Origin of the sequence: Rhizobium sp. 18065 (assembly GCF_902706095.1) — a bacterium.
Lineage (GTDB): Bacteria > Pseudomonadota > Alphaproteobacteria > Rhizobiales > Rhizobiaceae > Allorhizobium.
Map to the genome: position 1 here is coordinate 35,520 of NZ_CACSJP010000016.1, position 22,337 is coordinate 57,856.

Annotated in this window: 34 protein-coding genes; 5 read left to right on the top strand and 29 right to left on the bottom strand. The window is 60.3% G+C overall.

Annotated elements, in window-relative coordinates; all coding sequences use genetic code 11:
- The first annotated feature begins 157 nt into the window (after positions 1 to 157).
- On the top strand, positions 158 to 1,723 hold the full coding sequence (locus GVK95_RS23610) for a trimethylamine methyltransferase family protein (RefSeq protein ID WP_113143501.1): 1,566 nt from the start codon (positions 158 to 160) through the stop codon (positions 1,721 to 1,723).
- A 98-nt stretch (positions 1,724 to 1,821) separates the two neighbouring features.
- Complete coding sequence (locus tag GVK95_RS23615) at positions 1,822 to 2,526, top strand: ferredoxin (RefSeq protein WP_159953133.1); 705 nt, start codon at positions 1,822 to 1,824, stop codon at positions 2,524 to 2,526.
- A 6-nt stretch (positions 2,527 to 2,532) separates the two neighbouring features.
- On the opposite strand, the gene GVK95_RS23620 is transcribed toward GVK95_RS23615, so the two are convergent.
- A complete protein-coding gene (locus GVK95_RS23620) occupies positions 2,533 to 3,267 on the bottom strand; it encodes a ParA family protein (protein ID WP_159953134.1) in 735 nt (244 codons plus the stop codon).
- Positions 3,268 to 3,454: 187 nt separating this feature from the next.
- Between GVK95_RS23620 and GVK95_RS23625 the strand changes: the two genes are divergently transcribed.
- Entirely contained in the window at positions 3,455 to 4,201 is a 747-nt protein-coding gene (locus GVK95_RS23625) for a phosphodiester glycosidase family protein (RefSeq protein WP_159953135.1), read from the top strand.
- 6 nt (positions 4,202 to 4,207) lie between these two features.
- Here GVK95_RS23625 and GVK95_RS23630 read toward each other — a convergent pair whose 3' ends face one another.
- The 6 genes from GVK95_RS23630 to GVK95_RS25405 all read right to left on the bottom strand — a co-directional run bounded on the left by GVK95_RS23630 (position 4,208) and on the right by GVK95_RS25405 (position 9,976).
- Positions 4,208 to 4,549, bottom strand: coding sequence for a hypothetical protein (locus GVK95_RS23630; RefSeq protein WP_159953136.1), 342 nt, complete (start codon positions 4,547 to 4,549; stop codon positions 4,208 to 4,210).
- A gap of 331 nt (positions 4,550 to 4,880) precedes the next feature.
- Positions 4,881 to 5,897, bottom strand: a complete 1,017-nt coding sequence (bmt, locus tag GVK95_RS23635) for a betaine--homocysteine S-methyltransferase (protein ID WP_159953137.1) — start codon at positions 5,895 to 5,897, stop codon at positions 4,881 to 4,883.
- 128 nt (positions 5,898 to 6,025) lie between these two features.
- On the bottom strand, positions 6,026 to 7,078 hold the full coding sequence (locus tag GVK95_RS23640; RefSeq protein WP_159953138.1) for a glycine betaine/L-proline ABC transporter ATP-binding protein: 1,053 nt from the start codon (positions 7,076 to 7,078) through the stop codon (positions 6,026 to 6,028).
- The gene (locus GVK95_RS23645) at positions 7,071 to 7,985 is read right to left on the bottom strand and encodes a proline/glycine betaine ABC transporter permease (protein ID WP_159953139.1); all 915 of its coding nucleotides are present in this window, start codon (positions 7,983 to 7,985) and stop codon (positions 7,071 to 7,073) included. The genes GVK95_RS23640 and GVK95_RS23645 overlap by 8 nt, the downstream gene beginning before the upstream one ends.
- Positions 7,986 to 8,210: 225 nt before the next feature.
- Positions 8,211 to 9,209, bottom strand: coding sequence for a glycine betaine ABC transporter substrate-binding protein (locus tag GVK95_RS23650; RefSeq protein WP_159953140.1), 999 nt, complete (start codon positions 9,207 to 9,209; stop codon positions 8,211 to 8,213).
- 641 nt (positions 9,210 to 9,850) lie between these two features.
- A complete protein-coding gene (locus GVK95_RS25405; protein WP_280178095.1) occupies positions 9,851 to 9,976 on the bottom strand; it encodes a hypothetical protein in 126 nt (41 codons plus the stop codon).
- A 245-nt stretch (positions 9,977 to 10,221) separates the two neighbouring features.
- On the opposite strand from GVK95_RS25405, the gene GVK95_RS23655 reads away from it, so the two are divergent.
- Positions 10,222 to 11,676 carry a cobyric acid synthase gene (locus tag GVK95_RS23655; protein WP_159953141.1) on the top strand — a complete coding sequence of 485 codons (1,455 nt, stop codon included), beginning with the start codon at positions 10,222 to 10,224 and terminating at the stop codon, positions 11,674 to 11,676.
- A 56-nt stretch (positions 11,677 to 11,732) separates the two neighbouring features.
- On the opposite strand, the gene GVK95_RS25410 is transcribed toward GVK95_RS23655, so the two are convergent.
- A complete protein-coding gene (locus tag GVK95_RS25410) occupies positions 11,733 to 11,861 on the bottom strand; it encodes a hypothetical protein (RefSeq protein WP_280178096.1) in 129 nt (42 codons plus the stop codon).
- Between the two features lie 212 nt (positions 11,862 to 12,073).
- Complete coding sequence (locus GVK95_RS23660) at positions 12,074 to 12,307, bottom strand: hypothetical protein (RefSeq protein WP_159953142.1); 234 nt, start codon at positions 12,305 to 12,307, stop codon at positions 12,074 to 12,076.
- A 172-nt stretch (positions 12,308 to 12,479) separates the two neighbouring features.
- On the opposite strand from GVK95_RS23660, the gene GVK95_RS23665 reads away from it, so the two are divergent.
- Entirely contained in the window at positions 12,480 to 12,857 is a 378-nt protein-coding gene (locus GVK95_RS23665) for a hypothetical protein (RefSeq protein WP_244618881.1), read from the top strand.
- 316 nt (positions 12,858 to 13,173) lie between these two features.
- Here GVK95_RS23665 and GVK95_RS23670 read toward each other — a convergent pair whose 3' ends face one another.
- From GVK95_RS23670 to GVK95_RS23765, 20 genes are all read right to left on the bottom strand, one after another.
- A complete protein-coding gene (locus tag GVK95_RS23670) occupies positions 13,174 to 13,368 on the bottom strand; it encodes a hypothetical protein (protein ID WP_159953143.1) in 195 nt (64 codons plus the stop codon).
- A gap of 513 nt (positions 13,369 to 13,881) precedes the next feature.
- Positions 13,882 to 14,106 (bottom strand): hypothetical protein, encoded by a 225-nt coding sequence (locus GVK95_RS23675; protein ID WP_159953144.1) that lies wholly within the window; start codon positions 14,104 to 14,106, stop codon positions 13,882 to 13,884.
- A complete protein-coding gene (locus tag GVK95_RS23680; RefSeq protein ID WP_159953145.1) occupies positions 14,099 to 14,317 on the bottom strand; it encodes a hypothetical protein in 219 nt (72 codons plus the stop codon). The genes GVK95_RS23675 and GVK95_RS23680 overlap by 8 nt, the downstream gene beginning before the upstream one ends.
- The gene (locus tag GVK95_RS23685) at positions 14,314 to 14,757 is read right to left on the bottom strand and encodes a DUF551 domain-containing protein (protein WP_159953146.1); all 444 of its coding nucleotides are present in this window, start codon (positions 14,755 to 14,757) and stop codon (positions 14,314 to 14,316) included. The genes GVK95_RS23680 and GVK95_RS23685 overlap by 4 nt, the downstream gene beginning before the upstream one ends.
- Positions 14,744 to 15,151, bottom strand: coding sequence for a hypothetical protein (locus GVK95_RS23690; RefSeq protein ID WP_159953147.1), 408 nt, complete (start codon positions 15,149 to 15,151; stop codon positions 14,744 to 14,746). The genes GVK95_RS23685 and GVK95_RS23690 overlap by 14 nt, the downstream gene beginning before the upstream one ends.
- A complete protein-coding gene (locus tag GVK95_RS23695; RefSeq protein WP_244618882.1) occupies positions 15,148 to 15,534 on the bottom strand; it encodes a hypothetical protein in 387 nt (128 codons plus the stop codon). Before GVK95_RS23695 ends, GVK95_RS23690 begins: the two co-directional genes overlap by 4 nt.
- 31 nt (positions 15,535 to 15,565) lie before the next feature.
- On the bottom strand, positions 15,566 to 16,114 hold the full coding sequence (locus GVK95_RS23700) for a hypothetical protein (RefSeq protein ID WP_159953149.1): 549 nt from the start codon (positions 16,112 to 16,114) through the stop codon (positions 15,566 to 15,568).
- Positions 16,111 to 17,055 carry a DUF551 domain-containing protein gene (locus GVK95_RS23705; protein WP_159953150.1) on the bottom strand — a complete coding sequence of 315 codons (945 nt, stop codon included), beginning with the start codon at positions 17,053 to 17,055 and terminating at the stop codon, positions 16,111 to 16,113. Before GVK95_RS23705 ends, GVK95_RS23700 begins: the two co-directional genes overlap by 4 nt.
- Positions 17,052 to 17,351 carry a hypothetical protein gene (locus GVK95_RS23710; RefSeq protein WP_159953151.1) on the bottom strand — a complete coding sequence of 100 codons (300 nt, stop codon included), beginning with the start codon at positions 17,349 to 17,351 and terminating at the stop codon, positions 17,052 to 17,054. Before GVK95_RS23710 ends, GVK95_RS23705 begins: the two co-directional genes overlap by 4 nt.
- Positions 17,348 to 17,575: a hypothetical protein gene (locus tag GVK95_RS23715; RefSeq protein ID WP_159953152.1), complete on the bottom strand. Its 228-nt coding sequence runs from the start codon at positions 17,573 to 17,575 to the stop codon at positions 17,348 to 17,350. Before GVK95_RS23715 ends, GVK95_RS23710 begins: the two co-directional genes overlap by 4 nt.
- Positions 17,572 to 17,940, bottom strand: coding sequence for an NAD(+)--rifampin ADP-ribosyltransferase (locus GVK95_RS23720; protein ID WP_244618883.1), 369 nt, complete (start codon positions 17,938 to 17,940; stop codon positions 17,572 to 17,574). The genes GVK95_RS23715 and GVK95_RS23720 overlap by 4 nt, the downstream gene beginning before the upstream one ends.
- Positions 17,937 to 18,143 (bottom strand): hypothetical protein, encoded by a 207-nt coding sequence (locus GVK95_RS23725; RefSeq protein ID WP_159953153.1) that lies wholly within the window; start codon positions 18,141 to 18,143, stop codon positions 17,937 to 17,939. Before GVK95_RS23725 ends, GVK95_RS23720 begins: the two co-directional genes overlap by 4 nt.
- Complete coding sequence (locus GVK95_RS23730) at positions 18,140 to 19,072, bottom strand: phosphohydrolase (RefSeq protein ID WP_159953154.1); 933 nt, start codon at positions 19,070 to 19,072, stop codon at positions 18,140 to 18,142. The genes GVK95_RS23725 and GVK95_RS23730 overlap by 4 nt, the downstream gene beginning before the upstream one ends.
- A 5-nt stretch (positions 19,073 to 19,077) precedes the next feature.
- Positions 19,078 to 19,767, bottom strand: coding sequence for a hypothetical protein (locus GVK95_RS23735; protein WP_159953155.1), 690 nt, complete (start codon positions 19,765 to 19,767; stop codon positions 19,078 to 19,080).
- Positions 19,764 to 20,663, bottom strand: coding sequence for a DUF5131 family protein (locus GVK95_RS23740; protein ID WP_159953156.1), 900 nt, complete (start codon positions 20,661 to 20,663; stop codon positions 19,764 to 19,766). The genes GVK95_RS23735 and GVK95_RS23740 overlap by 4 nt, the downstream gene beginning before the upstream one ends.
- Complete coding sequence (locus tag GVK95_RS23745; RefSeq protein WP_159953157.1) at positions 20,656 to 20,835, bottom strand: hypothetical protein; 180 nt, start codon at positions 20,833 to 20,835, stop codon at positions 20,656 to 20,658. The genes GVK95_RS23740 and GVK95_RS23745 overlap by 8 nt, the downstream gene beginning before the upstream one ends.
- The gene (locus GVK95_RS23750) at positions 20,828 to 21,097 is read right to left on the bottom strand and encodes a hypothetical protein (protein WP_159953158.1); all 270 of its coding nucleotides are present in this window, start codon (positions 21,095 to 21,097) and stop codon (positions 20,828 to 20,830) included. Before GVK95_RS23750 ends, GVK95_RS23745 begins: the two co-directional genes overlap by 8 nt.
- Entirely contained in the window at positions 21,090 to 21,320 is a 231-nt protein-coding gene (locus GVK95_RS23755) for a hypothetical protein (protein ID WP_159953159.1), read from the bottom strand. Before GVK95_RS23755 ends, GVK95_RS23750 begins: the two co-directional genes overlap by 8 nt.
- Entirely contained in the window at positions 21,313 to 21,738 is a 426-nt protein-coding gene (locus tag GVK95_RS23760) for an ASCH domain-containing protein (RefSeq protein WP_159953160.1), read from the bottom strand. The genes GVK95_RS23755 and GVK95_RS23760 overlap by 8 nt, the downstream gene beginning before the upstream one ends.
- The gene (locus GVK95_RS23765) at positions 21,735 to 22,283 is read right to left on the bottom strand and encodes a J domain-containing protein (protein WP_244618884.1); all 549 of its coding nucleotides are present in this window, start codon (positions 22,281 to 22,283) and stop codon (positions 21,735 to 21,737) included. The genes GVK95_RS23760 and GVK95_RS23765 overlap by 4 nt, the downstream gene beginning before the upstream one ends.
- Positions 22,284 to 22,337 lie beyond the last annotated feature (54 nt).

The following is a 22,337-nucleotide window of genomic DNA, read 5'->3' on the forward strand; positions in this document are numbered from 1 at the left end:
CGAAAGCGACGCCGCTTCGGTGAAAAGCGACGGGAATGGACAAGGCATGTCCGCAACGTGCCATTGGTTGGCGCAATAAGGAATGTTTCCCATGGAAATGCGAATAGCATACAGGTGAGGAAGCAGCGCGGAATGCGCGAAGGACGAGGAAACACAGATGGACGATAGCACAGCACAATCGGGCGCCGGTCGGCGCGTGCGCGGAGAAGGCCGGGGCGCTGCCGCCAGGCGCGCCTCGCGGACGGGTGGGGGCCCGGGCGCGTCGCTTTCGTATATCGAGCGCCAGATTCCGGTCTATGAAGTGCTCAACGAAGAGGCTCTGCTGCTGATCGAGCGCAATGCCGACATCGTGCTTGAAGAAATCGGCATCGAATTCCGCGAAGACCCGGAAGCGCTGGAACTGTGGAAGCAGGCCGGCGCCGATGTGCGCGGCGAACGGGTGCATTTCCCCAAGGGCTTGTGCCGCGAAATCCTGAAAACGGCGCCGTCGGAATTCACCTGGCATGCGCGCAATCCGGAACGCAATGTGCGCATCGGCGGCAATGCGACCGTGTTTGCGCCGGTCTACGGCCCTCCCTTCGTGCGCGACCTCGAAGGCGTGCGTCGTTATGCGACGATCGAGGATTTCCGCAATTTCGTGAAGCTCGCCTATATGGCGCCGTCGATCCATTCTTCGGGCGGCACGGTCTGTGAGCCAGTCGATGTGCCGGTCAACAAGCGCCATCTGGATATGATCTACAGCCATATCAAGTATTCCGATAAGCCGTTCATGGGCTCGGTGACCGCGCCGGAACGCGCCGAAGACACGATCGCCATGGCGAAGCTGGTGTTCGGCGACGATTTCGTCGAGAACAATTGCGTCACGCTCAACCTGATCAATGCCAATTCGCCGATGGTGTTCGACGAAACCATGGTCGGTGCGCTGAAGGTCTATGCACGGCATAACCAGGCCTGCGTCGTATCGCCATTCATCCTGTCGGGTGCGATGAGCCCGGTTACCGTCGTCGGCACGCTGACCCAGATCCTGGCCGAAGTTCTGGCTGGTGCCGCCTTCACGCAGCTGATCCGCAAGGGTGCGCCGGTGCTGTTCGGTACGTTTGCTGCCTCTATCTCGATGCAGTCAGGCGCGCCGACCTTCGGCACGCCGGAACCGTCGCTGGTCTCCTATGGTGCGGCCCAGTTGGCACGCCGTCTCGGCCTGCCGTTCCGTACCGGTGGTTCGCTGTGCGGATCGAAGGTTCCCGATGCGCAGGCCGCACACGAATCGGCCAATACGCTGAACACGACGCTGCTTGCAGGCACGAACTTCGTGCTGCATGCGGCCGGCTGGCTCGAAGGCGGGCTCGTCTCGTCCTACGAGAAATTCATGATCGACCAGGACCAGCTCGGCATGATGCAGAAGATGGCGCAGGGCGTCGACACGTCGGAAAGCGGTCAGGCGATGGATGCGATCCGCGAAGTCGGCCCAGGCAGCCACTATCTCGGCTGCGCCCATACGCAGGCCAATTTCCAGACCGCCTTCTACCGCTCGGCGCTGATGGACAACAACTCGTACGAACAGTGGGAAATCGAAGGCGAAAAACGCATCGAACAGCGTGCCAACGCGCTTTGCCGTTCGTGGCTCGAGAGCTATGAGGCGCCGCCGCTTGATCCGGCACTCGACGAAGCGCTGCTGGCCTATATCGCCGAACGCAAGGATTCGATGCCCGACGCCTTCACCTGAAAGGTTCCCGCAGCCAGGGAGCAAGGCGGAGCGGACAGGGTGGCGGACATGATCCAGGCAGAAGTCTGGCGTCCTCACTACAAATTCGAGGGGCCGCGATGAGCGGCCCTTCGGCCATTCTGGCACGTCTGTCGGACGCCCTGGCAGCGCATGGACTGTTTATCCGCGGTGTCGTGGATCTTGACGCGTCAGGTCCACGGCCGACGCTGGGCGATGGTTCGACCGCACGCGCCGTCGCGCTGGTCGGGCCGATCGGCGGCTCGCTCTGGCCGGCTTTCAGTCGGTGGCGCGCGACGCAGTCCGATCAAGGTGGCCCGCATCCGCTGGATGCCTGGTCAAAGTCCATCCTGACCGCGACGGCGCAAATCTTTGGCGCCACAGCGTATTTCCCCTCGGATCCGCCCTATCAGCCGTTTCAGTCATGGGCAAAGCAGGCCGAAGGCCTGCAGGCTTCGCCGCTCGGCATCCTGATGCATCCGCAATTCGGTCTCTGGCACAGCTATCGCGGCGCACTCGGATTCTCACATCCACTGGATGCACCGGTCAACACGCGTGACACCGTGCATTCCTGCGATCACTGTTCAGACAAGCCATGCCTTGGCCAGTGTCCGGTGAATGCGATCAGCGTTGAAGGCTTTGATGTGCGGTCCTGCCGGGCGCATCTGGCGACCGAGGCGGTGCAGGCGGGGTGCATGCAGAAAGGCTGCCTGGCGCGTAATGCCTGTCCGGTCGGGCAGGCGTTCCGGTATCCGGGGCCGCAGTTGCGTTTTCACATGCAAGCGCTCGGGCCAGCCCCGGAATAGACCAGATCAGGCTGCCTTCTTGAGCGGAGCCTTGGCAACGGCCTTCGGTGCAGCAGCCTTGCGCACGGCAGGACGGGCGGCGCGCTGTGGCATGAGCGAGAGAACTTCATCGGCTAGACGGGCGGCATTTTCGAGCGCCCTGGGCAGGTTGGAGACGTCCAGCATGTCGAGATTGTGCAGCAGGCCACCCCGATCGAAGATGTCGCGGTAGGCAGCGCGTTCGGCAATGGCGGTCGTCAGGGTGCCGATGTCTTTCTCCCTGAGAAAATCCTTGGCGGCTTGCAATGCGCGCGTGGTCACGGCAGCGTTGACGCGGGTCAGGACGACGGAATGGGGGATCTTTACGTCGCATTTACTGTCGAGTTCGGCCAGCAGATCGAGGACTTCGGCGCCGCCCTGGGCATCCATGGCGCAGCCCTGCACCGGGATGATGACATGGTCCGCCAGTCCGACGGCGCGGGCGAGCAACGCATCATGGGACGAGGGCAGGTCGATGAGGATGTAGCCGCCGCGCTTCTTTGCCTTCAGGGTTGAGGATTCAATCGTCTCGTCCGTCACCGGCACGACGGAGAGCAGCGCACCCGTTGCGCCCTTGGCGTGCCAGCGGCTCATCCAGCCGCGCGGATCGGCATCGAGAATGGTGACGCGGTTGCCGCGGGAAACGAGTTCGCATGCAAGCATGAGGGCTGCCGTGGTCTTGCCGGCGCCGCCCTTGGTATTGGCAAATGTTACAACTGGCATAATCTTTTCCTTTTAAAATAAGGGTCCGAGCCAAGTCATCGCTCTGGTAAAGCAGCCGTCTACATGCTGCGTGACGAGGATCATTGGCGCGCATGGTTAACCAATGGTAAACGCAGCGCAGGATTTGTTAACAACTGCGGAAAAGGCCTGCACAGCAGGGCCTTGCGGTAATCAAAGGCAGTTCATCTTGCTGTTGGGACGATTGATTTGTCTGACTTATCTGGTGCTCGCTGTGACATCCGGCACAGTCATGGCCAATTGTGGGGAGATCGACGAAAACGGCACGCGTTACACCGCCTGCCGGTTCAATCCGGGTGAAGTTGCGATCCGGACCCACCTGGCCGATCCCGACGGGCGGACCTACGGCGGATTCGATTCCCTCAGGCGACAACTCTGGGCCGAGCGCCGCGTGCTGCTGTTTGCGATGAACGGCGGCATGTATCACGACGATCGCTCGCCGGTCGGCCTGTTCGTCGAGCATGGCAAGACACTGAAATCGGCAGTGACCGGCGGCGGATGGGGCAATTTTCATCTGCTGCCGAACGGGGTTTTTGCCGTTCGGGACGGTAAGCCAATGGTAATGGAAACCAGGGCTTACATTGCGCAGGGCATCAAGGCGGATTTCGCCACGCAGTCAGGGCCGATGCTGGTGATCGACGGCAAGCTGCATCCGCGTTTCCTTGCCGACAGCGACAGCCTCAAGGTGCGCAACGGCATCGGTGTCGATGCCGAGGGGCAGGTGCACATGGTGATCTCGAAGGGGCCGGTACGCTTCTACGACTTCGCCAGGCTGTTTCGTGACCGGCTCGGCTGCGCCAATGCGCTTTATCTCGACGGAACGATTTCAAGCGCCTTCATCGCCGAGAGCAATCGACGCGACCGGCTGTTTCCGGTCGGGCCGATCATCTCGGTCAGCATTCCCTTACCTAACTGAACGCTTTCAGACGGCCGCCGTGGGATAGGCACGTTCCAGGCCGCCGGAGGCCTGCAGGCCCTTGCGGAAAGCGGCAAAGGCCGGATGCTGGCTCGACTTGGCAGCCTCCATCAGGCGGATCTGAAGGCGGGCCGGGGCATTGTTGCCGATCCACTCGCCGCAACGCTCCAGCTTGAGCGAATTCAGGAACTTCGCCTCGGAGGCTCGGTCGAGATAGAGATGCAGGCCGGCAAACAGGGCGTCATCCTGGGCTACGTTTTCGAACAGCAGACGCAGGAAAGACTGGTCCTGATCCTGCAGGGACGACAACTTGTCGGCGACGGTCTGACGATCCGGAAAGACGGACATGGCGGATACTCCCTTACAAGGCACAACACAGGTTTTGCAGCCTTCCAAGGCCGCGTCCATTAGGGCAAGCTACACCACATCAAGATTGCCTGAAACTGGTCTGTGGTTTTGCAGCACAGACGGCGTGGATCGCATGGTTGCGGTTCCGGCCGAAAATTCGCTTCCGGCAAATGAAAAACGGCGACCCGAGAGCCGCCGTTTGCGTATGTCTTCAGTCTGGCGATCAGCCTAGAGCATTGCCGGCGAAAACGGAGTCGCCTTCAATGCTCTATCTCTTTGTTTTTACGCAATTCCGGACGCAAAACCGGTTCCCACTTTTGCTGGAATTGCTCTAGCCGCGACGACGGTTGCGGCGGCCGCTTTCCTGGCTGCTCGATTCGGTCGCCGTCTTGTTGCGCAGCGGGCCGATGCGCTCGACGATGACCTCGAGGGTCGGGCGCGGGCCAGGCGTGTAGTCGTCAATGGCGGCGCGCATGGCGGCCAGGTGGCCGCAGGACGTGCCGCAGCAGCCGCCAATGATCCGGGCGCCGGAATCACGGGCGAGACGGGCATAGTCGGCCATCAGCGGCGGGGTGCCGGAATAGAAGATCTCGGTACCGCGGAATTCCGGGATGCCGCAATTGCCCTTGACGATGACGGTCGCGTCCGGATTGGCGGCTGTCATGTCGAGCAGGCTGGCCAGGATGTCGGAGGCGCCGACACCGCAATTGGCACCAACGGCGAGAGGACCTGCGCCGATGTCGCCGGCAACGCCATGGATGTCCTTGGGATCAAGGCCCATCATCGTCTTGCCGGCGGTGTCGAAGGAACCGGTGAATGTATAGGGCAGGCCGACCTTGACGGCGGCTTCGGCTGCGGCGCGGATTTCTTCCGGCGACGACATGGTCTCGATCCAGGCGACGTCGGCGCCGCCGGCCTTCAGGCCTTCCATCTGCTCGACAAAGGCGGCGACCGCTTCGTCATAGGTCATCGCGCCGAGCGGGACCAGCAATTCGCCGGTCGGGCCGACGGAGCCAGCCACGATCACCTTGCGCGGTGCCTTGTCGGCGACGGCGCGGGCGATCTCGGCGGCTTTCCTGTTCAGTTCGTGCACGCGGTCCTGGGCATGATGCAGCTTCAGCCGGTGGCGGGTGCCGCCGAAGGAATTGGTCAGGATGATATCGGCGCCGGCATCGACGAAGTCCTGATGCAGCTTGACGATCTTTTCCGGCTGCGCCTCGTTCCACAGTTCCGGCGCTTCACCGGCCTCAAGCCCCTGGGCGAACAGGTTGGTGCCGGTCGCGCCATCGGCGAGCAGCACGCCTTTTTCGGCCAGCAGATCGGAGAGCGGATTGGAAAGGTTTGCCATGGTCGGTCCCTTTGATGATGTTTGAAACATCATATAAAGAAGTCTTTATGTGACTTCAACGACTAAAAGAAAAACGGTCCCGACGGCAGAGGGCCAACGGGACCGATCGTGACATAGTCAGCAAGCCGTCATTCAGCCGCGAGCGGCTTTTCCTCGTGGTTCACCGGGGTTACCATAGACGAGATGATCTGCTGCAGATCGATCATGCCTATGGGCGCGCCATGATCGTCGACGATCTTGGCGCTGGTCTGGTTGAACTCGATCATCAGCTTGGCGGCGGTTTCCAGGACCGTGTTGCGCGGAATGGCGATCCCGTCCGCTGCCCCGACAAAGGGCGACATGATGGTATCGACGCGGATGACGCGGCCGCGGTTGACCTCCTTGACGAAGGAACTGATGTAGTCGTCGGCCGGTTTCAGGACGATTTCCTGGCCTGTGCCCTGCTGGATCACCTCACCGTCGCGCAGAATGGCGATCTTGTCGCCGAGGCGCAGCGCCTCGTCGAGATCGTGGGTGATGAAGACGACTGTCTTCTTCAGTTCCTGCTGCAGATCGAGCAACACGGTCTGCATGTCGACACGGATCAAGGGGTCGAGGGCGGAATAGGCCTCGTCCATCAGCAGGATGTCGGCGTCATTGGACAGGGCACGGGCAAGACCGACGCGCTGCTGCATGCCACCCGACAGCTGGTTGGGGTAGTGTTGCTCGAAACCGGTCAGGCCGACGCGCTCGATCCAGCGGCGGCCGATGGCCTCGCTCTTCGACCGGTCCATGCCCTGGATATCCAGTCCATAGACGGTGTTTTCCAGCACGGTACGATGCGGCAGCAGGGCGAACTTCTGGAAGACCATCGCCGTTTTCTGGCGACGGAAATCCCTGAGTTCGAGTTGCGTCATGCGGCAGACATCGACATTGTCGTAGAGCACTTCGCCGGCGGTCGGCTCGATCAGCCGGTTGATGTGGCGAATGAGGGTCGACTTGCCGGAACCCGACAGGCCCATGACGACGGTGATGCCACCGGCCGGCATGGAAATGTTGATGTCTTTCAGGCCGAGAACATGGCCGTGTTTCTCGTTCAGTTCGGACTTCGAGATGCCAGCCTTGGCTGCCTCGATATAGTCTTCGCCGCGCGGCCCGAAAATCTTGTAGAGGCCGCGAATTTCAATGCCGTGACTAGCCATGGACAACCTCCGTATGACGCTGCAGTCGCTTGCCATAGGCCTGGCTGGTGCGGTCGAAAATGATGGCGATGACGACCAGCGCAAATCCGTTGAGGAAGCCGATCGTCAGGAACTGGTTGGAAATCGCCTGCAGCACGTTCTTGCCGAGGCCGCCAACACCGATCATCGATGCCACGACAACCATGGCCAGCGACATCATGATGGTCTGGTTGATGCCGGCCATGACGGTTGGCAAGGCGAGCGGGATCTGCACGTTGAACAGTTTCTGGCTGGGCGACGAGCCGAATGCATCGGCCGCTTCCAGCACCTCACGGTCGACGAGGCGAATGCCGAGATTGGTCAGGCGGATCATCGGTGGAACCGCATACATGACGACTGCGATCAGGCCGGGCACCTTGCCGATGCCGAAGATCATCACGACCGGGATGAGATAGACGAAACTCGGCATGGTCTGCATGACGTCGAGGATCGGATTGATCACCGACTGCACACGTTCCGAGCGGGCCATCAGGATGCCGATCGGAATGCCGACGACGATGGAAATCAACGTACAGACCGTGACCATGGCCAGCGTGATCATCGTGTCTTCCCACAGGCCGACAAAGCCGATGGCGAGCATCGACAAGGCGGTGCCCACGGCAATCTTGCCATTGCGGCTGGCGACATAGACGATCAATGTCATGACGAGAATGACGATGAACCATGGCGTGGCGACAAACAGCGCCTGAAGCCAGTTCAGGAACCATTGCAACGGCTGCACCGCTGCATCGAGAATATAGCCGTAGGCGCGGACGAAGGCCTTGAAGTTATCGTCGATCAGTTTTCGCGCCTCCCGCATCAGCGTCTGGTCGATTTGCGGAAATTTGCACAGCAATTCCGGCACGTAATTGCATAGGACTGAAGCCATCTTTTTCCCCTTACTGTCCCCCCACTTACGAGCGATGCCGGGCCGAGCAAAAACTGGCCATGATGGCTATGCGCCGCTTTTGCGGTCAAGGTCGCTGGCAAGTTAACCGAGTTCCACAGAGGAATTCATGCTGTCTGCGACGTTTGGCACCGTCTGATGGCGGGTTGCGGCTTGCCGCATGGCTGAAATGAACGACGGGCCCGAAGGCCCGTCGCAAATGATCGATCAGAGGCTGGCCTTGATCTTTTCGGCCACGTCCGGGGCCACCCATGTGGTCCACATGTCAGCATAGTTCTCGAGGAAGTGCTTGGCGCCGTCCTCGTTGGTGCCCTGATTGTCACCCATCCAGGCGAGAACCTTGCCGACCGTCTGGTTGTCCCATTTGCGGGTCTTGACGTAATCCATGGCAACGCCGGCCTTTTCGGAGAAGCCCTTGGTTACGACGGTATAGACGTCAGAGATCGGGTAGGCGTTGACCTTCGGATCCGGGCAATCCGGAACCGCGGTGCAGGCATCCCAGTTCGCCTTGTCGTGATCGACGCCGAAGGACAGCTTGACCATCTCGTACTTGCCGAGGATGGCGGTCGGAGCCCAATAGTAGCCGAACCAGCCGGTCTTGTTTTCAAACGCGTTGGCGATCGAGCCATCGAGGCCGGCAGCAGAGCCGGTGTCGATCAGCTCAAAACCCTTTTCCTTGGCGCCGAGCGCCTTGTAGAGGTTGGCGGTCGAAACCTGGCAGTTCCAGCCCGACGGGCAGTTGGTCACAGCGCCCTTGGACGGGTCTTCCGGCGCCGGAAAGAGTTCCGGATGCGCCAGCGCGTCCTGAACGGTCTTGATGTCCGGATGCGCGTCAGCGATGAACTTGGGGATCCACCAGCCTTCAACGCCACCGTCCGAGAGAAGCGGCGCTGCCTGGATCAGGCGGCCTTCGGCAATCGCCGTGTCAAGCGCCGTGCGCACGGCATTGACCCAGAATTCGGGCGCCATGTCCGGCTGGCCCTTTTCGTTCATCGAGGCGAAGGTCGGCATGGTGTCGCCGGTGACCATGGTCACCGTGCAGCCATAGCCGCTTTCGAGGATGATCTTGTCGACATAGGCGGCAACACCCGCCGATGCCCAGTTCATTTCCGCAATCGAGACGTCACCGCAATCTGCAGCCTGAGCAGAACCGGCAGCAGCATAGAGACCTGCAGCGAGGATAGTGGAAGCGAGGAGCTTCTTCATGGAGTTAAGACCTCCCAGTCTTATCAGCAGCGTTCATCGGGAAGGGCATGGACGGTTACTGCTGATCCGGCCTGCCAATGGTTCCTGTCGTGGAGTGCGGGCGCGATACGCGCCGATCATACACCAACACCCCGCGTACGAAGCGGCCTTGTCTTTGGGGCAGGAAAATTGCCCGGTCGGCCTGTTTCGTAACAGCAGCCTACGTCTTTGGATGAGGAAATCAACCTCTCGAAACAGCTCAGGCCAGAGCGTGGCCGTGGAACAACCCATTGGAGCGACTTATTTTGCCGCATTTTAGGAAGGCGGTGAGGAGGTTTCGCACAATGCGCAGGCAGGGACGCAAGACGGATCGCAAAGCCAATCGCACCGCCCCTCCAGATAAGACCTCAGCTATTCTGGTTGCGGCACAGACAGGTGCTTCCGGTGGTCCGCGCAGAAAGTCAAAAAATGTCAAAAAAAATCGCCGCTCGGGCAAAAATAACCATCCGGTAACGGTTGAACCGATAGATGGAGGGGCCGGCGCGTTTATGCCGGTTGCGCCCCGGATCCTGTATTGCGTCCCGGGGCGTTTGTTTTTTCAGCCCATGGCTGAACATGTGTGCCGACCGACGATCGGTCGTGTACCGGCCAAACGGCCAGTCTCAGCGCTTTGCAACAACCGGAATGCGCGGGTCACGAACTTCCCAGCGGGCGACCGTTTCCAGCTGCGGCGCGCGGCCGTTCCAGGCGATGGCGAGACTATTGTGGTTGCGCAGGATATAGAGCATGGAGTGTTTCCTTGAGGGGCCGCGCTTCTCTTGCGGAGCGCTGGTTTCGAATGGCAGATAATCACTCTCGATGGTTCGCGCAACGACATTTATCGGCATTCGATGTCGCATTTGAGCGTTTCATGAAGAAAGGTCCGCGGCAGGCTGTCGCAGTGTCGCATTTCCGGCAATTCAGCCCGAGGAATTGCGGCACAAGCACGGCAAAATAGCGTTTTTTTAGGACGGCGCAGACAGGACAGGATGCAATGACCAGGGCGATCATGCTGCAGGGAACCGGCTCGGATGTCGGAAAGACGATACTGGTTGCCGGGCTCTGCCGGCTGGCTTCCAATCGCGGACTGAAGGTCGCGCCATTCAAGCCGCAGAACATGTCGAACAATGCGGCAGTGGCCGATGACGGCGGCGAGATCGGCCGGGCGCAATGGCTGCAGGCGCTGGCGGCGCGTACGCCGTCGTCCGTGCACATGAACCCGGTGCTGCTCAAGCCACAAAGCGAGACCGGCAGCCAGATCATCGTGCAGGGCAAGGTGTTCGGCCAGGCGAAGGGCCGTGACTACCAGAGACTGAAGCCGCAACTGATGGCCGCAGTGCTCGACAGCTTCGAGCAGGTGAAGGCCGGCCGTGACCTGGTGATCGTCGAGGGGGCCGGCTCGCCGGCTGAAATCAACCTGCGGGCCGGGGATATTGCCAATATGGGCTTTGCGACGCGGGCAGGGGTGCCGGTCATCATGGTCGGCGACATCGACCGCGGCGGCGTGATCGCCTCGCTGGTCGGCACGCATACGATCCTGACCGAGGAGGATCGCGGACAGATCGCCGGCTACATCATCAACAAGTTCCGCGGCGACGTCACGCTGTTTGCGGATGGGGTCGAGGCTATCGGCAATTTCACCGGCTGGCCTTGCTTTGGCATCGTTCCCTGGCTGAAGGCCGCAGGACGGCTGCCGGCGGAAGACAGCGTTGCTCTGGAACGGCTGGTGCGCGGCAAGGGCGGGGCATTGAAAGTGGCGGTTCCGGTCCTGTCGCGGATTGCCAATTTCGACGACCTTGACCCGCTCGGTGCCGAAGCCGAAATCGACCTGGTCTATGTGCGGCCCGGCGAGGCACTGCCGGCCGATGCCGGGCTGGTCATCCTGCCCGGATCAAAATCGACGATCGCCGATCTCGAGGAGTTTCGCAGCCATGGCTGGGACCGGGATCTTGCCACGCATGTGCGGCGCGGCGGCCGGGTGATCGGAATTTGCGGCGGGTATCAGATGCTGGGGAGGACCGTTGCGGATCCGCTCGGGCTCGAAGGCGCGCCGCGACAGGTCAACGGTCTCGGGCTGCTGGATGTCGACACACAGATGGCGCCGGAAAAGACCGTGCGCAACAGCGCGGCGCGGTCTGTCGCCTATGACGTTGCGCTGTCAGGCTACGAGATACACCTCGGCGTGACGGCCGGGCCGGACTGCGACCGGCCGATGGTTGACATCGAAGGACGGCCAGACGGCGCAAGCTCAGCCGACGGGCGGGTGAGCGGCACCTATCTGCACGGGTTGTTTGCGAGCGACGACTATCGCCGGCATCTGCTGGAGAGTTTCGGCATTAACGGCGGCGGCGTGAATTACCGGCAAAGCGTCGATGCAGCGCTGGACGAGGTGGCGGGTGAACTTGAGAGCCAACTGTCGCCGGAATGGCTGGAAAGTTTTCTCGGCTAGGCCTTGGCCTTTCCTTTGGCTTGGGCTTGGACTTGGACTTGGGCTTTTGCCAAGCGTCAGTTCTGCGTGGTGACGCCGTGAACAGGCGATGCCATCAATTGGCCGGTACCGAGCGAGTTGTCGGAATATTTGAAGGCCAGAATGCTGAGCACGCTCGCGATCAGCAGGATGAAGATGTATCTCATGACGTGTCCCCATGTGTCCGAGTAACAACGACACTAAGGCACAAGCAGTTCCGGCCCGGCTAAACCGGACGTTAAAATCTTAAGCATTGCGGCAAATTTGCCGCATTTCACCGCCGCCGCGAGAAGGGCGCGCCGCCAACGCTGCGCTGGCGGCCGCGCCGGATGCGAGGCAATTGCTCAGATTTGCGGGTGATTTCCGATAGCGATCTGGGTCAGAGACCGACGACGCGCCACTTGCCGCTGACCATCTCGACCGCAGCGCGATGATGGTGGCCATGCGGCGATTCCAGCACGATCTCGTGCTGCTCGACGGCGTGGATCAATGTATCGGGGTCGCCGTCGATGACGCTGGGCGACACCCGCTTTGTGCCGCGTACGGTTTCGAAATGAATGTCACCCGAAATGCCGTGACGCGTTCCGTCCTTCAGAAGTATCTTCCAGGTCATAGTGTCTCCTCCCATGGTCGCCCGAGGACGTTCTCCCAAACGGCCTGCGGTGGGTGAAAAGGTGACATGGCGGGCGCAGGAGTCAAGATGGGGGTGGGTGACGGGCTGTGCCTCGGCGGTGCATGGCCATGCCACGATGTCGCATTGACGCCTTCACGGGCCGGAAACATCTTTGCGCCAAAGTCCGCCGATGTCGACATGGATTGAAATCATACCGTGGGTTCTTGCGCTGCCTCCCGCCCTTTGGGAGTTGCGCAACGTGCGGAAATCATACGGCTGGATTCTGGGTGCATGCGCTGGCTTGATCGTCTTCGGCGGCCTATTTCTTTGGATTTTCTTACTCTGGCTTTCGGCAGCCAATCTCCACAACCTCAACTATGGCGCAATCGGTGTGGTGCAGGTGTTCGGCTTGTTGCTGGGACCTCCTGCGGCGGCGGTCTTCATGGCCAAAAGATCGGGGTTGGCAGCCGGAGTCTTTGCCGGTGTTGTCGTCGGGAGCTGTGTGCTTTACGTCACGATTGCCATCGGAATTGGTGTCTACGGGAAGTAGGTCGCACATGACATGAGTGTTCTGATGTGGGGTGGCCGCGGGGGAACTGCACGCTTGGCAGATCGGAGTGCGTCAAAACTGTATGTTGCGCATCTCGCGAGAGACGGCGTCCTTGGCTAGGTGAAGATCACTGGCGTCAAGAATTGACATCGAATGTGGCGGAAGAGGTGTCCGTCGATTCCAGCCAATCAAGCCATTGAAAACTATACGATTAGAATTCTGAAAAATTCTGCGATACCCCGTTTAGTACCCCGTTTTTTCAGTGCTTGAAATGCCCACGATACCCATACATTGCAGCACCTGTATAAGGCGCGACCTATAAATTGATCCCGAAAAATTCGGCTAGGATGTCGATATGACAGGCCTCTACCAGCCCAAATACCAGTGGCGCCAGACACAGCTTGACGAGAATGACCCACCAACTGATCTCGACTGGTGCGGCTTCGATGGTGCCGCCTACATTGGCCGTATTCGGAAGGAAGAGCACGGTCCAACGAAGGGTAAGTGGCATTGGGCTGGCTCATTCCCGCGCACGCACAAAGGAACCCCACCGTCACCGGTGGCCGGGTATGCTGCCACGGCACGAAAGGCCACCCAATTGGTCGAGGAGTATTGGGACCGGTGCAAAGAGGTGATGACGCCTCGGTGATTTACCGAAACCGTACCGAATAATGCTCGTAAATATGCTTTGATTTAGAAGACGTTGATAGTTACCCACGTTATCCACACCAAGCGCACTAATTGCGGCAGCTAATATTTCGTTCACGTTCTACCCCTTGTGTAGACAACCATTGCCCAACATACTGCGCAGCAGCAGGCAGCACCGTTTCTTTTAGCGAGAGGTGCGCCTATGAACTCCGACATTCTTCGAATTCAAATTTGGGATCTACAAGCAGAGGCCAGCGGCCAGATGGCTATCGCGGCGCTGCTTGTGATTGCTGCACTGTACTTGCTCCAGCAGCGCCGGCCTTAGCCTTCATCAGCGGCGGAAGACCTCGGCGAACTGCTCTCCGGATTGATGCGATCAGGGGGCCATTTCCCTCGTGTCACATGATTGGTTTTGCTTGATGAGGTCTGCTGCTGGCCGCAATAACGACGCGCGAGCGGTTTCAATGTCCGTTCTGATGATGGCCTCAGTTGCTGGATCCATTGCCCACTCTGCGATCGTTTCGCGGAATAGGTCATCGTCGGCGACCACGACAATTGCGCGAACTTCACCGCATCGGACGCAAAGCATCGCCTCACTCATTCCCCACCTCCCTCGGTTGGGGCGCTGGGTCGACCCACTTCGCCTCGTAGGTGGTGATGAACTCCGCCTCGAAAGAAGAGCGCCAGCCACAACCGCACTGGAACTGACCGCTGATGTAGCGAGTGCGCGGCATGTTTAACCGGCAGTGCTCGTTGCCGCAGTACGGCGTGTAGCCCTTGCGGGTCATGAGATTGTCGCGAACGATGCTCATCCTGCCGAGCCCTCCGTGGTGGTGGGCGGGGCGGGTAGCGGCTGCCAGTGCGTTGGCTGACGGCTGCACGGATAGATGACTTCGGAGCTATCGTTCTCCTCATACCAATCTTCCGGAGCGTATTCCTGCTCGTGGTCGCCGTACTCATCCGACCATTCAAGCTGCGTGTGGTAGCAGGCCGTCACGATGCGCCAGTTACCAACCTCGTTGCGATATGCGGCCAGAACCTTCGTGTTCTTTGGCGCGGTGCTGATGTCCTGCCACCCGCTCAAATTCGGTTGAGGCGATGGGGTCCGCTGGATCTCGCGAAGGCGCTCACCGAACCGGCGACTGGTATCCTTCACGATCTCGTCACGGGCGACCGCTCCGCAGGTGCAGAACTCATCTTGAGCGCGAAACCGGGTGCAAGGACACATGTCGTCGTGCTTATTCTGCTTCATGGTTTGCCCCTTTGAAATCGTCCCACAGGCTCTTGCCGATGATGAACTCATCGCGGCGCTCGACCAATTTGCGAAGGCGACCGGCTTCCTTTTCCGACGCCTCCAAGGCATCTGCAGCGCGTCTCAGTTCGTCGCGAAGCTCTTCTTCGATGCATTCCCAAGCGGCCGTTTGGCGGATCTCTTGCGGGGTGATGATGCCCGCCACATGTGATGAGGGCGCTGGGGTGGCGGCAAGAGCGGTATTCCAGTAATGCCAGCCCGCGTTTATGACCTCGTCCTGATAACCGTCGCCACAACGCGTGAGGCTTTCGGTGCGGATCTCGATTTCGAGGAAGCCACTCTCTTTGAGGCGGGAGATCACGGCGGATTCGAATAACTCTCGCTGATCGGTCATGCTGCGATCCTCACGGTTGCCGAACGGCAGAATTTGTTGAAAGTCAGGTCGCAGAAGCAATCCGAAATATCCAGCCAGAGGCTGTATTTCGCTTTCGCTGCCGAGACCGCTACGATGCTTGAGGTCAGGCCCTCATATGTGACCGCGTAGACGCGGTGCTTGTCACCAATCTCTTTCAGGTGCCGTTTGAGCGCCTTCCGTCCAGCTTCGTTGACGAAGAAATAGGCCATGCGACCTGGTTCGGTTTTGCCGTTGGTGTCCCAATAGGGGGAAGCTGCAAAGGCCTTCCCGTTTTCGCTTTCGGGGTCCGTTGCGAAGTAGTTGCGATAGCTCTCGACCATAGGATCGACCGGGCGCCCCAAGGTGTGGTCGATATGGTCCATGGCTTTGTCTTTCAGGGAACGATTGACCTGCTTACTCATGGGTGGCGCCCTCCGATGCTAAATCCGGCGCGATGGCAGCGATGAATTCGTCGACCACTGTGGCTCTCGGTGGCCGTTCGGTGATGCCGAACAGCTTCGCGCGCAACCGCATGATGCGCAGCCAAGAGCCGTCGCTGTCCATCTCGAGGCTATGAGCCTCATACCACTCAAGCGGCCTCCGGTGCCTTCCAAGGATGACGACTTCCTTCACCTCGTTGCAGCGGAACGCTCGGCAGTGGCGGCAAAGCTGACCGCTGTTGCGATAGGTCTCGCGACCCCAGAGGTGATTGCAGCCGTTCTGCTTCACGAACTTGGCGTAGGCGTTGTCTTCCGCCTCCTCGATCGTAGCCCCTTCTCCGCGAATGAAGCCGCCGGCAGTCGATAGCTTCTCGTCTGGAAACGCTTCGAAGAACGCGGTGCTGTACGGGTTTTTCCCGAGAACGATACCGCTAGCGCCCCACTGCACGAGCGTGTCGCCCGTCCAGTCGTGACGGGGCTGGTAATCTTTATCTTTCCATGCGTGCTGAGAGGCGATCTTCATTTCGAGCCCTCCGATGCGTCAGGCTCATTTTCGTTCGGCGCCGCAGGTAGTGGCATCCAGTGGGTCGGTTCAAGCGCATCGGTGTCGTCACGGTCCCGCCAACCTTCAAAGCTCCAGCAGCCGACAACTACATCGCCGTGCCAGCTCGCGGCGGACAGGAGCAAGTCGCTCCCGTCCTTAGGTGCGGAAGCGATCGGCCGCCATCCGAACAAATTTGGTGAGGGCTGGCGCTGCCGCTCCAAACGACCGTCATTGAGACCGGCGGTGTAGCCGGCGATGAAGCGAGGGTGCGACTTGTCGTTCACCTCTGCCAAAAATTCTCGGGAAGCTTCCAGCCGTTTAAGGCGGGCGAAAATTATGGTTTCAAGCCCATTTCGCCAGTCTGTCTTACCCTTGAGACCACCCTCGACATACTCTGTGACCATCGCGGCAACCGATGCCGCTTGGCGCTCCACCAGGTCAAACGTCGGGAATGGTTGCTGATCCGTTCCGGGGTGATGTACCATCCGGTCATCGGGTGAGCCGCCGGCAGCAATGTGCTTGTCGTAGATCTCCTGCGCCTGGTCCGGCGTCATGTGTTCGTCGCCGTCAGTGATGAAGCTGGCGGGATTGGCAAGCATGTCCGCAAACGTCGGGCTGCAGTCGTGGCAGAAGTCCACGTCCGGACCAGTGTGGTAGGTCTGGCCTTCCATGATGCCGTTGCCGCACGATTCGCAGGTGGCGATGCGGCCATCGTCCGACGGAATCGTGTCAAGGAGAGCCACCGCGATGGCAGCTTCAACCCGAAGGCCAAGCTGATTGTATGCGTTGTGCCCCATCTGCTGGCGACTGAATTTCAGGACTACCGCGTCGTGGTTGATTTCATGGCTGCAAGCGATGATCGCCTGCATCACGGCTTTTTTGACCAGGCCGGTCCGATTTGATTTTACTTCTTTGCTCATATCCCTGCTGCCCTTTCAATTGCTTCGCGCTTGCAGCGCTCCCATGCGTTGTCGTGGCGTCGCCACATCTTCACGGCTGACAGCCGCGCCGGCGAACCGGACGGAAACAGCCACCACTCACGGTATTCCGGCTTTCGCCTGATCACGGCGCGCACCCGCTTTTTCGTGGTGCGCCATGCCGCTTTCGTCGATCGAGGAACCAGCGGCCAATGCTTGCCGCAGATCCATTCATTGAAACCTTTGCCGATCGTCGTGCGCCGGCAGTAGGGAACGCAGCATGAAATCCGGTCTGTCATGGCTGCACCTCGTCCAGGCACGCGCCACGAACCGCATCACGCTTGGCCTCGGCCATCGTGGTGATGCCGGCCGGCGAGTACCCGTCGTAGAGGTGGCCGCCGTCCTTCCAGCGGACCCGGATGTAGAAATGGTGATCATGGAAGTCGTGGACCCGCTCGATCTCGATCGTCGCGCCCTTGTGGGTGCCGTGGAAATAGGTGTGGCTCTGCTGTTGAACTCTCAAAGCGTGCCCTCCAGCAGCATCTTCTGCGTCTTGCGGATGATCTTTCCCCTGATCTTGAAAACACGGACCACGCGGGCGGCCGGGCACTCGAACGAATAGCCATCGCCCTTGGCGTCCGGATCTCTTGCTAGCTCCCCGATCGGTTCGACCTGATAAACCTTGCCGCGGCCGGACTGATGCGCGCAGGCGAACATCATGGCGGCTTCGAAGTCAGGCGTGACGTAGACGGCATCCCTGTTACAGACCGCTGCCGCGCCAAAGCTGGCGGTGCTCGGCGCCCCTGATCTACTCGGAGGCAGGACGATCTGGCCGACGGAGAGACCGCCGAATCCACCGTGGAAATAGGGGAGATCGGCTGTGATCACGGGTGTTCTCCGTTAATCGCTTTCGCTGCCGCCTGGATCACATCGTCGATCTCCCGGACGAGCCTATCTGCAGCGGCTGAAAACACGTCGGTAACTTCGATTTTGCCGTTGACCTGGTGGCTGGCGAAAATCTCGTCGCGCTGGTCCTGCAGAAGATCGCATGCGTCTTGTAGAAGCCACTTGAGCTTTTCGAGCTGGGTCAAAACTCGCTCCCATGATCGATGCCGTACAACATGTAGGTCGAGGTGAAACCCGCAGCATTTCGATGTCCACCGCCTCCATTCGCTGTCGCGATCTCGGAGACGTCCTGGCGACCGTCCTCAGAGCGAAGCGACCACTGGATGCGGCCATCAGCCCGGATGAAGTACGTGGCGGCGAAAGGATCTTCTGGATAGCGAGCCAGCAGAGCGTGGCCAGCATCGCTGGCAAACTGGTAGGGTGCGTTGACGGTCGGCACGTTATGGCCGTCGATCATCTGCCAGCGCACATCGGCGAGCAGCTTTTCAACCGTCATGCGGTTGGCGCGCAGAATGGCCTCTCCTTGCGCGACCAACTGGTGGCCGCCCGAGCGCCAGTGGCGCCACTCGTCCCAGACCGCGAAATCCATCGGGTAGCTCTGGATCGCCGCGCAGACAGCCCGTGTCGTGTCCCCGAAATGGAACTTCCAGAGATCCCGGTCGGCGATGTACATCAACAATTCTGGCAGATGGTAGTCGCCGCCTTGCGATGCTAGTTCCCACGCCATGGTGGCGCCGGACTGGTTCTGGTCGAAGAAGGCAACAAGCGGCGCCAATCCCTGTTCTGATCTCTCGGAAAGTGCCCAATTGCACTGGTCGATGGAAAAGCCAGGCATGATGAAACGCTGCAGCGCCGCTTCTGCCGTCTTGTGATGGTCGAGCACCACAACCGATGCCGCCCGGTGCGCAACGCCGAGCAGCTCGACCTCAGACGCCGAAAAGTCGACGAAGAGGACGTGCTTGCCATCAATGCCGTCCAGGGGCAGGGGCTTGCCATACCAACCGGGCCGGAAATCGCATCGGTCCCATTTCAGGTGGATCGCCCACGCTGCACCGAAGCCGTCGAGGCAGTCGCCGTGGTAGATGCAGATATCTGGGCGGTAGTCGGGGATCATGTGCGCTATCTCTCTTTTGTTGCCGCGGCGAAGGCTTCAAAGGCGAGCTTGTCGCCGTTGACGCACGAATATTTCAGTTTCACCGGCCCTCGGCCGTCCCACGCGAAGCTGTAGGGCCAGTCGTATATGACCGTCGCAGGGGCGTAGATCTGGCCGGGAAAGTTGAACGACAGGGAGGCTTGGCCGATGCTCAGCGCGCCGGCCTGCTCGATGACGTAGGTATGTGGCTTGAACGCCTCGGAGCAGAACTCGACATTGCCGAACCGACGGATCACGATCGCGCGCAGGGTCTCGATGAACTCGTCACCCAATGCTTTCTGCTGGCGTTTCAGCGTCGCGTCGCGCTCCTTGCACTCTGCGCAGCAGAACTGGCAGCCATCCATCGAGCCAATGACGCCTTCGACGGGCAGATCATTGTCATAGAGCCAACCTAGGTCCATCGTCTCGCCGCAGCCGTGGCACTCAAAACGCCAGCCATGCGCAATGGCATCCGCTGCCGGAACAATGCGCTGGTCAGCGTACCGGTCGGCCCAATGCGCCCGCCGGCACTCCACACTGGTGATGTCGCCGTCGCTGTATTCGCAAGCACCGGACTTACGGGCAGCGATGGCATGGCGAGCGAATATGATGCCACCGGTGTTTTCACCCAGTTCCAGGACGGCGAAGGCGCGAACGGGCTTGGGGCTGGCACTCATAGCTGCAGCTCCTTCGGGAAGGCGTGGAACAGCTCTCCGTTCAGAAGGCCGCCGGAGCGCTTCTTGCCGGCCCTATACATTGTGCGGGTATCAAAGCGAACCGTGGCAAACGGGCTCGGATCGGCGTGCAGCTCCATCGTCTCGACCCCGGCGCGGCGCAGGGACTGAAACACGTCCGCTGCCGCCTCGCCGTCGGGCAGCCACTCGCCCCACTGCTTGAAAAAGAAGGCGACGCCGGCATCCTTGCAGGCGCGCTGGATATGAGCGACCCATGCCGGGTGAAGCGGGCGCGAGTTCTTGCCGCTCTCGCCGCCCACGATGATCCAATCGATGCCCTTAAGGTCTGGCGGGTTGATCGGCGCAAGCATCGGCTCCATGCTGATCCCGACCCACGGAATGCGGTAGAATTCTTTCAGCGACCGCAATTTCCAAATATCGCGCTTCGCCTCCCGCTCGGTGCAGACCGAGATCATCAAGCCGATGTGCTGGGGCCACTGCTTTTCCCATTCTGGCGGCACCATGGGCAACACGTTGCCAACGCGCTTGGTCAGCATCTGGATATGCATGCCCGGTGCTTCGGCAGCACTTCGGAGAGCGGGCAGGCGCAGGTCGGCATCCACCTCATTGTCGAACAGGTCGCACATCGACGACATGAACACGCGCGGCTTACGGTGATGATCCTGATAGAAGGCAGTCGACTTGCGCTGCAGCGTCTTGAGCAGCCCGGCGGCGCCCTTGATCACTCGCCGCGGCGCACCTGGTCCCCATTCGCCGTTCCCGCGAAACGCATTCCAGCTCTCGGCATAGCAATGGTCGCAACCGGGCGAGACCTTGGTGCAGCCCCACCAGAAATTGACCGTGGCGTCGGTCCACTCGATCGCTGATGTTTCAGCCATTGGTGACCTCCTCGTCGCGAGCGATCACGATCCGCTTTGTCGATCCGCATCTGGTGCAGGTGGCGCGTCGCATTGCTTCGGCGGCAGCTGTCAGCGGAGCCGGCAGCTCGATAACCCGAAAAACGTTGCCGCAGTCGGTGCATTTCCCATGGATAGCGCGGGGTTCATGCATGACGCAGCTCCTTCGGCGCTTCGGTCAGAAGTTTGGATTGGAAGGCCACGCCGCCGCGGGTGAAGATCTGCTGCTCGCCCTCGCGGCCGATTTCAGCCATGAACTTCTGGGTGAGTTGCATCTTGTCGGTGTCGCCATGGCACCAGACTGTGATGTCGATGACCATCATGTGTTCGTTGTGATCAACGAAGATCCGATCAACCGGCTTGTGGCACATCGCGCAGCGGATGACGGGGAGGCGCTGGGCGGATAGGTCACTCATCTTTAAGCTTCCCTCTAATCACGTAGACCTCGCCGGTTTTCATGTGGAGCTCGCATTGATCCCCCCGCTCAATGCGGGTGAAGATCGATTCGAGATCGGAATTAGCAGCCGCGATGTGCGACTCGAGCGTGCGGACCTTCGCCTCGAGCTGCGCCAGGCCTATCGCGTCGCGGAGGCGGCTCTCCCGGTATTCGGGATGCTGGATATTGATGTGGTCAGGCATCGGTGGCCTCACTGAGGTTCTTGCGCCAGTCGAAAAATCCGAGCTGGCCTTTGACGGGGATGAAATCGCAGGGTTTGGGGTTCGCCAGGACAAAGCCCTTGGGGCCGGAGAACCAAGGGCTGTCGCTCTGCGTCACGACATCGACGATCTCGACGGTACCGATGATCCCGCCGCGAAGCAGTGTGTTGCTCGGCGGGAAGGCTTTCAGCGCTTCACAGCCCGGCCGCGTGGCCTGATAGGTGGAAAGCGCCTTCATCCACTCTTCGATCTTGTTGAAAAGCGACGCGTGGATGCAGACTTCGCCGCGCACCTTGTTCGACCATTTGCGGTTCTCGACCGGCTTTCCCAGATGGATGATGCAGTGGGCCCATGGCTGGCGGACGGAGAGCGCAAGCATAGGGAGGGAAGGGTGGATCATTGGCCGATCTCCCGCAGCGCATCCTCTCGCGCCTGATTGAGCTCGGCCATTGCGTCATGTGATCCACCGGGCATGTCGGGGTGGTTCTTTTTCAGCATGCGCTTGAATTGATCTTCGATGATCGCCTTCGTCTCGACCACACCAGGTCCGATGCCGAGAACCTCGCGCCAGTGCGGCGGTGTAGCTGGTGCCGGAAGTGCGACGAAGCCGGTGAACGACGCTCGAACCAGCGCCAGCGTGCCATGCCGCATTTCGACACGGCGAGCTTCGATGATGTGGTGGATCGCCTGCAGATTGGCCTCGACGGTCAGATAGCGATCGACAGGGATGCAAACCTGCATGCCATCCCAGACGAACCAGACCGCGACGCCCGGGTCCGACGGCTTCGTTTCACCCAGAGACACGTTCGACGAGATGACCAGATTTCCGGTTGTCTTACCGCTGTCGCGGCCAAACAGGTGCAACGAGTTGCGGACGTTCGTCAGCGCGCCGGCCAACGACGTCTTGAACGCACCCTTTTCGCGCGTTGCTTTGCGTCGCGGCATTGTAGCGGGCCATGTGAGCGGATAGGCGGTGATCATGCGGGAACCGCCGATTTT

Bases quoted from the DNA above. Each gene is read 5' to 3' on its own strand.
- GVK95_RS23610 (WP_113143501.1), top strand. From the start codon at position 158: ATGGACGATAGCACAGCACAATCGGGCGCCGGTCGGCGCGTGCGCGGA.
- GVK95_RS23615 (WP_159953133.1), top strand. From the start codon at position 1,822: ATGAGCGGCCCTTCGGCCATTCTGGCACGTCTGTCGGACGCCCTGGCA.
- GVK95_RS23620 (WP_159953134.1), bottom strand. From the start codon at position 3,267: ATGCCAGTTGTAACATTTGCCAATACCAAGGGCGGCGCCGGCAAGACC.
- GVK95_RS23630 (WP_159953136.1), bottom strand. From the start codon at position 4,549: ATGTCCGTCTTTCCGGATCGTCAGACCGTCGCCGACAAGTTGTCGTCC.
- bmt (WP_159953137.1), bottom strand. From the start codon at position 5,897: ATGGCAAACCTTTCCAATCCGCTCTCCGATCTGCTGGCCGAAAAAGGC.
- GVK95_RS23640 (WP_159953138.1), bottom strand. From the start codon at position 7,078: ATGGCTAGTCACGGCATTGAAATTCGCGGCCTCTACAAGATTTTCGGG.
- GVK95_RS23645 (WP_159953139.1), bottom strand. From the start codon at position 7,985: ATGGCTTCAGTCCTATGCAATTACGTGCCGGAATTGCTGTGCAAATTT.
- GVK95_RS23650 (WP_159953140.1), bottom strand. From the start codon at position 9,209: ATGAAGAAGCTCCTCGCTTCCACTATCCTCGCTGCAGGTCTCTATGCT.
- GVK95_RS25405 (WP_280178095.1), bottom strand. From the start codon at position 9,976: ATGCTCTATATCCTGCGCAACCACAATAGTCTCGCCATCGCCTGGAAC.
- GVK95_RS23655 (WP_159953141.1), top strand. From the start codon at position 10,222: ATGACCAGGGCGATCATGCTGCAGGGAACCGGCTCGGATGTCGGAAAG.
- GVK95_RS25410 (WP_280178096.1), bottom strand. From the start codon at position 11,861: ATGAGATACATCTTCATCCTGCTGATCGCGAGCGTGCTCAGCATTCTG.
- GVK95_RS23660 (WP_159953142.1), bottom strand. From the start codon at position 12,307: ATGACCTGGAAGATACTTCTGAAGGACGGAACGCGTCACGGCATTTCG.
- GVK95_RS23670 (WP_159953143.1), bottom strand. From the start codon at position 13,368: ATGCCACTTACCCTTCGTTGGACCGTGCTCTTCCTTCCGAATACGGCC.
- GVK95_RS23675 (WP_159953144.1), bottom strand. From the start codon at position 14,106: ATGAGTGAGGCGATGCTTTGCGTCCGATGCGGTGAAGTTCGCGCAATT.
- GVK95_RS23680 (WP_159953145.1), bottom strand. From the start codon at position 14,317: ATGAGCATCGTTCGCGACAATCTCATGACCCGCAAGGGCTACACGCCG.
- GVK95_RS23685 (WP_159953146.1), bottom strand. From the start codon at position 14,757: ATGAAGCAGAATAAGCACGACGACATGTGTCCTTGCACCCGGTTTCGC.
- GVK95_RS23690 (WP_159953147.1), bottom strand. From the start codon at position 15,151: ATGACCGATCAGCGAGAGTTATTCGAATCCGCCGTGATCTCCCGCCTC.
- GVK95_RS23695 (WP_244618882.1), bottom strand. From the start codon at position 15,534: ATGGACCATATCGACCACACCTTGGGGCGCCCGGTCGATCCTATGGTC.
- GVK95_RS23700 (WP_159953149.1), bottom strand. From the start codon at position 16,114: ATGAAGATCGCCTCTCAGCACGCATGGAAAGATAAAGATTACCAGCCC.
- GVK95_RS23705 (WP_159953150.1), bottom strand. From the start codon at position 17,055: ATGAGCAAAGAAGTAAAATCAAATCGGACCGGCCTGGTCAAAAAAGCC.
- GVK95_RS23710 (WP_159953151.1), bottom strand. From the start codon at position 17,351: ATGACAGACCGGATTTCATGCTGCGTTCCCTACTGCCGGCGCACGACG.
- GVK95_RS23730 (WP_159953154.1), bottom strand. From the start codon at position 19,072: ATGATCCCCGACTACCGCCCAGATATCTGCATCTACCACGGCGACTGC.
- GVK95_RS23735 (WP_159953155.1), bottom strand. From the start codon at position 19,767: ATGAGTGCCAGCCCCAAGCCCGTTCGCGCCTTCGCCGTCCTGGAACTG.
- GVK95_RS23740 (WP_159953156.1), bottom strand. From the start codon at position 20,663: ATGGCTGAAACATCAGCGATCGAGTGGACCGACGCCACGGTCAATTTC.
- GVK95_RS23745 (WP_159953157.1), bottom strand. From the start codon at position 20,835: ATGCATGAACCCCGCGCTATCCATGGGAAATGCACCGACTGCGGCAAC.
- GVK95_RS23750 (WP_159953158.1), bottom strand. From the start codon at position 21,097: ATGAGTGACCTATCCGCCCAGCGCCTCCCCGTCATCCGCTGCGCGATG.
- GVK95_RS23755 (WP_159953159.1), bottom strand. From the start codon at position 21,320: ATGCCTGACCACATCAATATCCAGCATCCCGAATACCGGGAGAGCCGC.
- GVK95_RS23760 (WP_159953160.1), bottom strand. From the start codon at position 21,738: ATGATCCACCCTTCCCTCCCTATGCTTGCGCTCTCCGTCCGCCAGCCA.
- GVK95_RS23765 (WP_244618884.1), bottom strand. From the start codon at position 22,283: ATGCCGCGACGCAAAGCAACGCGCGAAAAGGGTGCGTTCAAGACGTCG.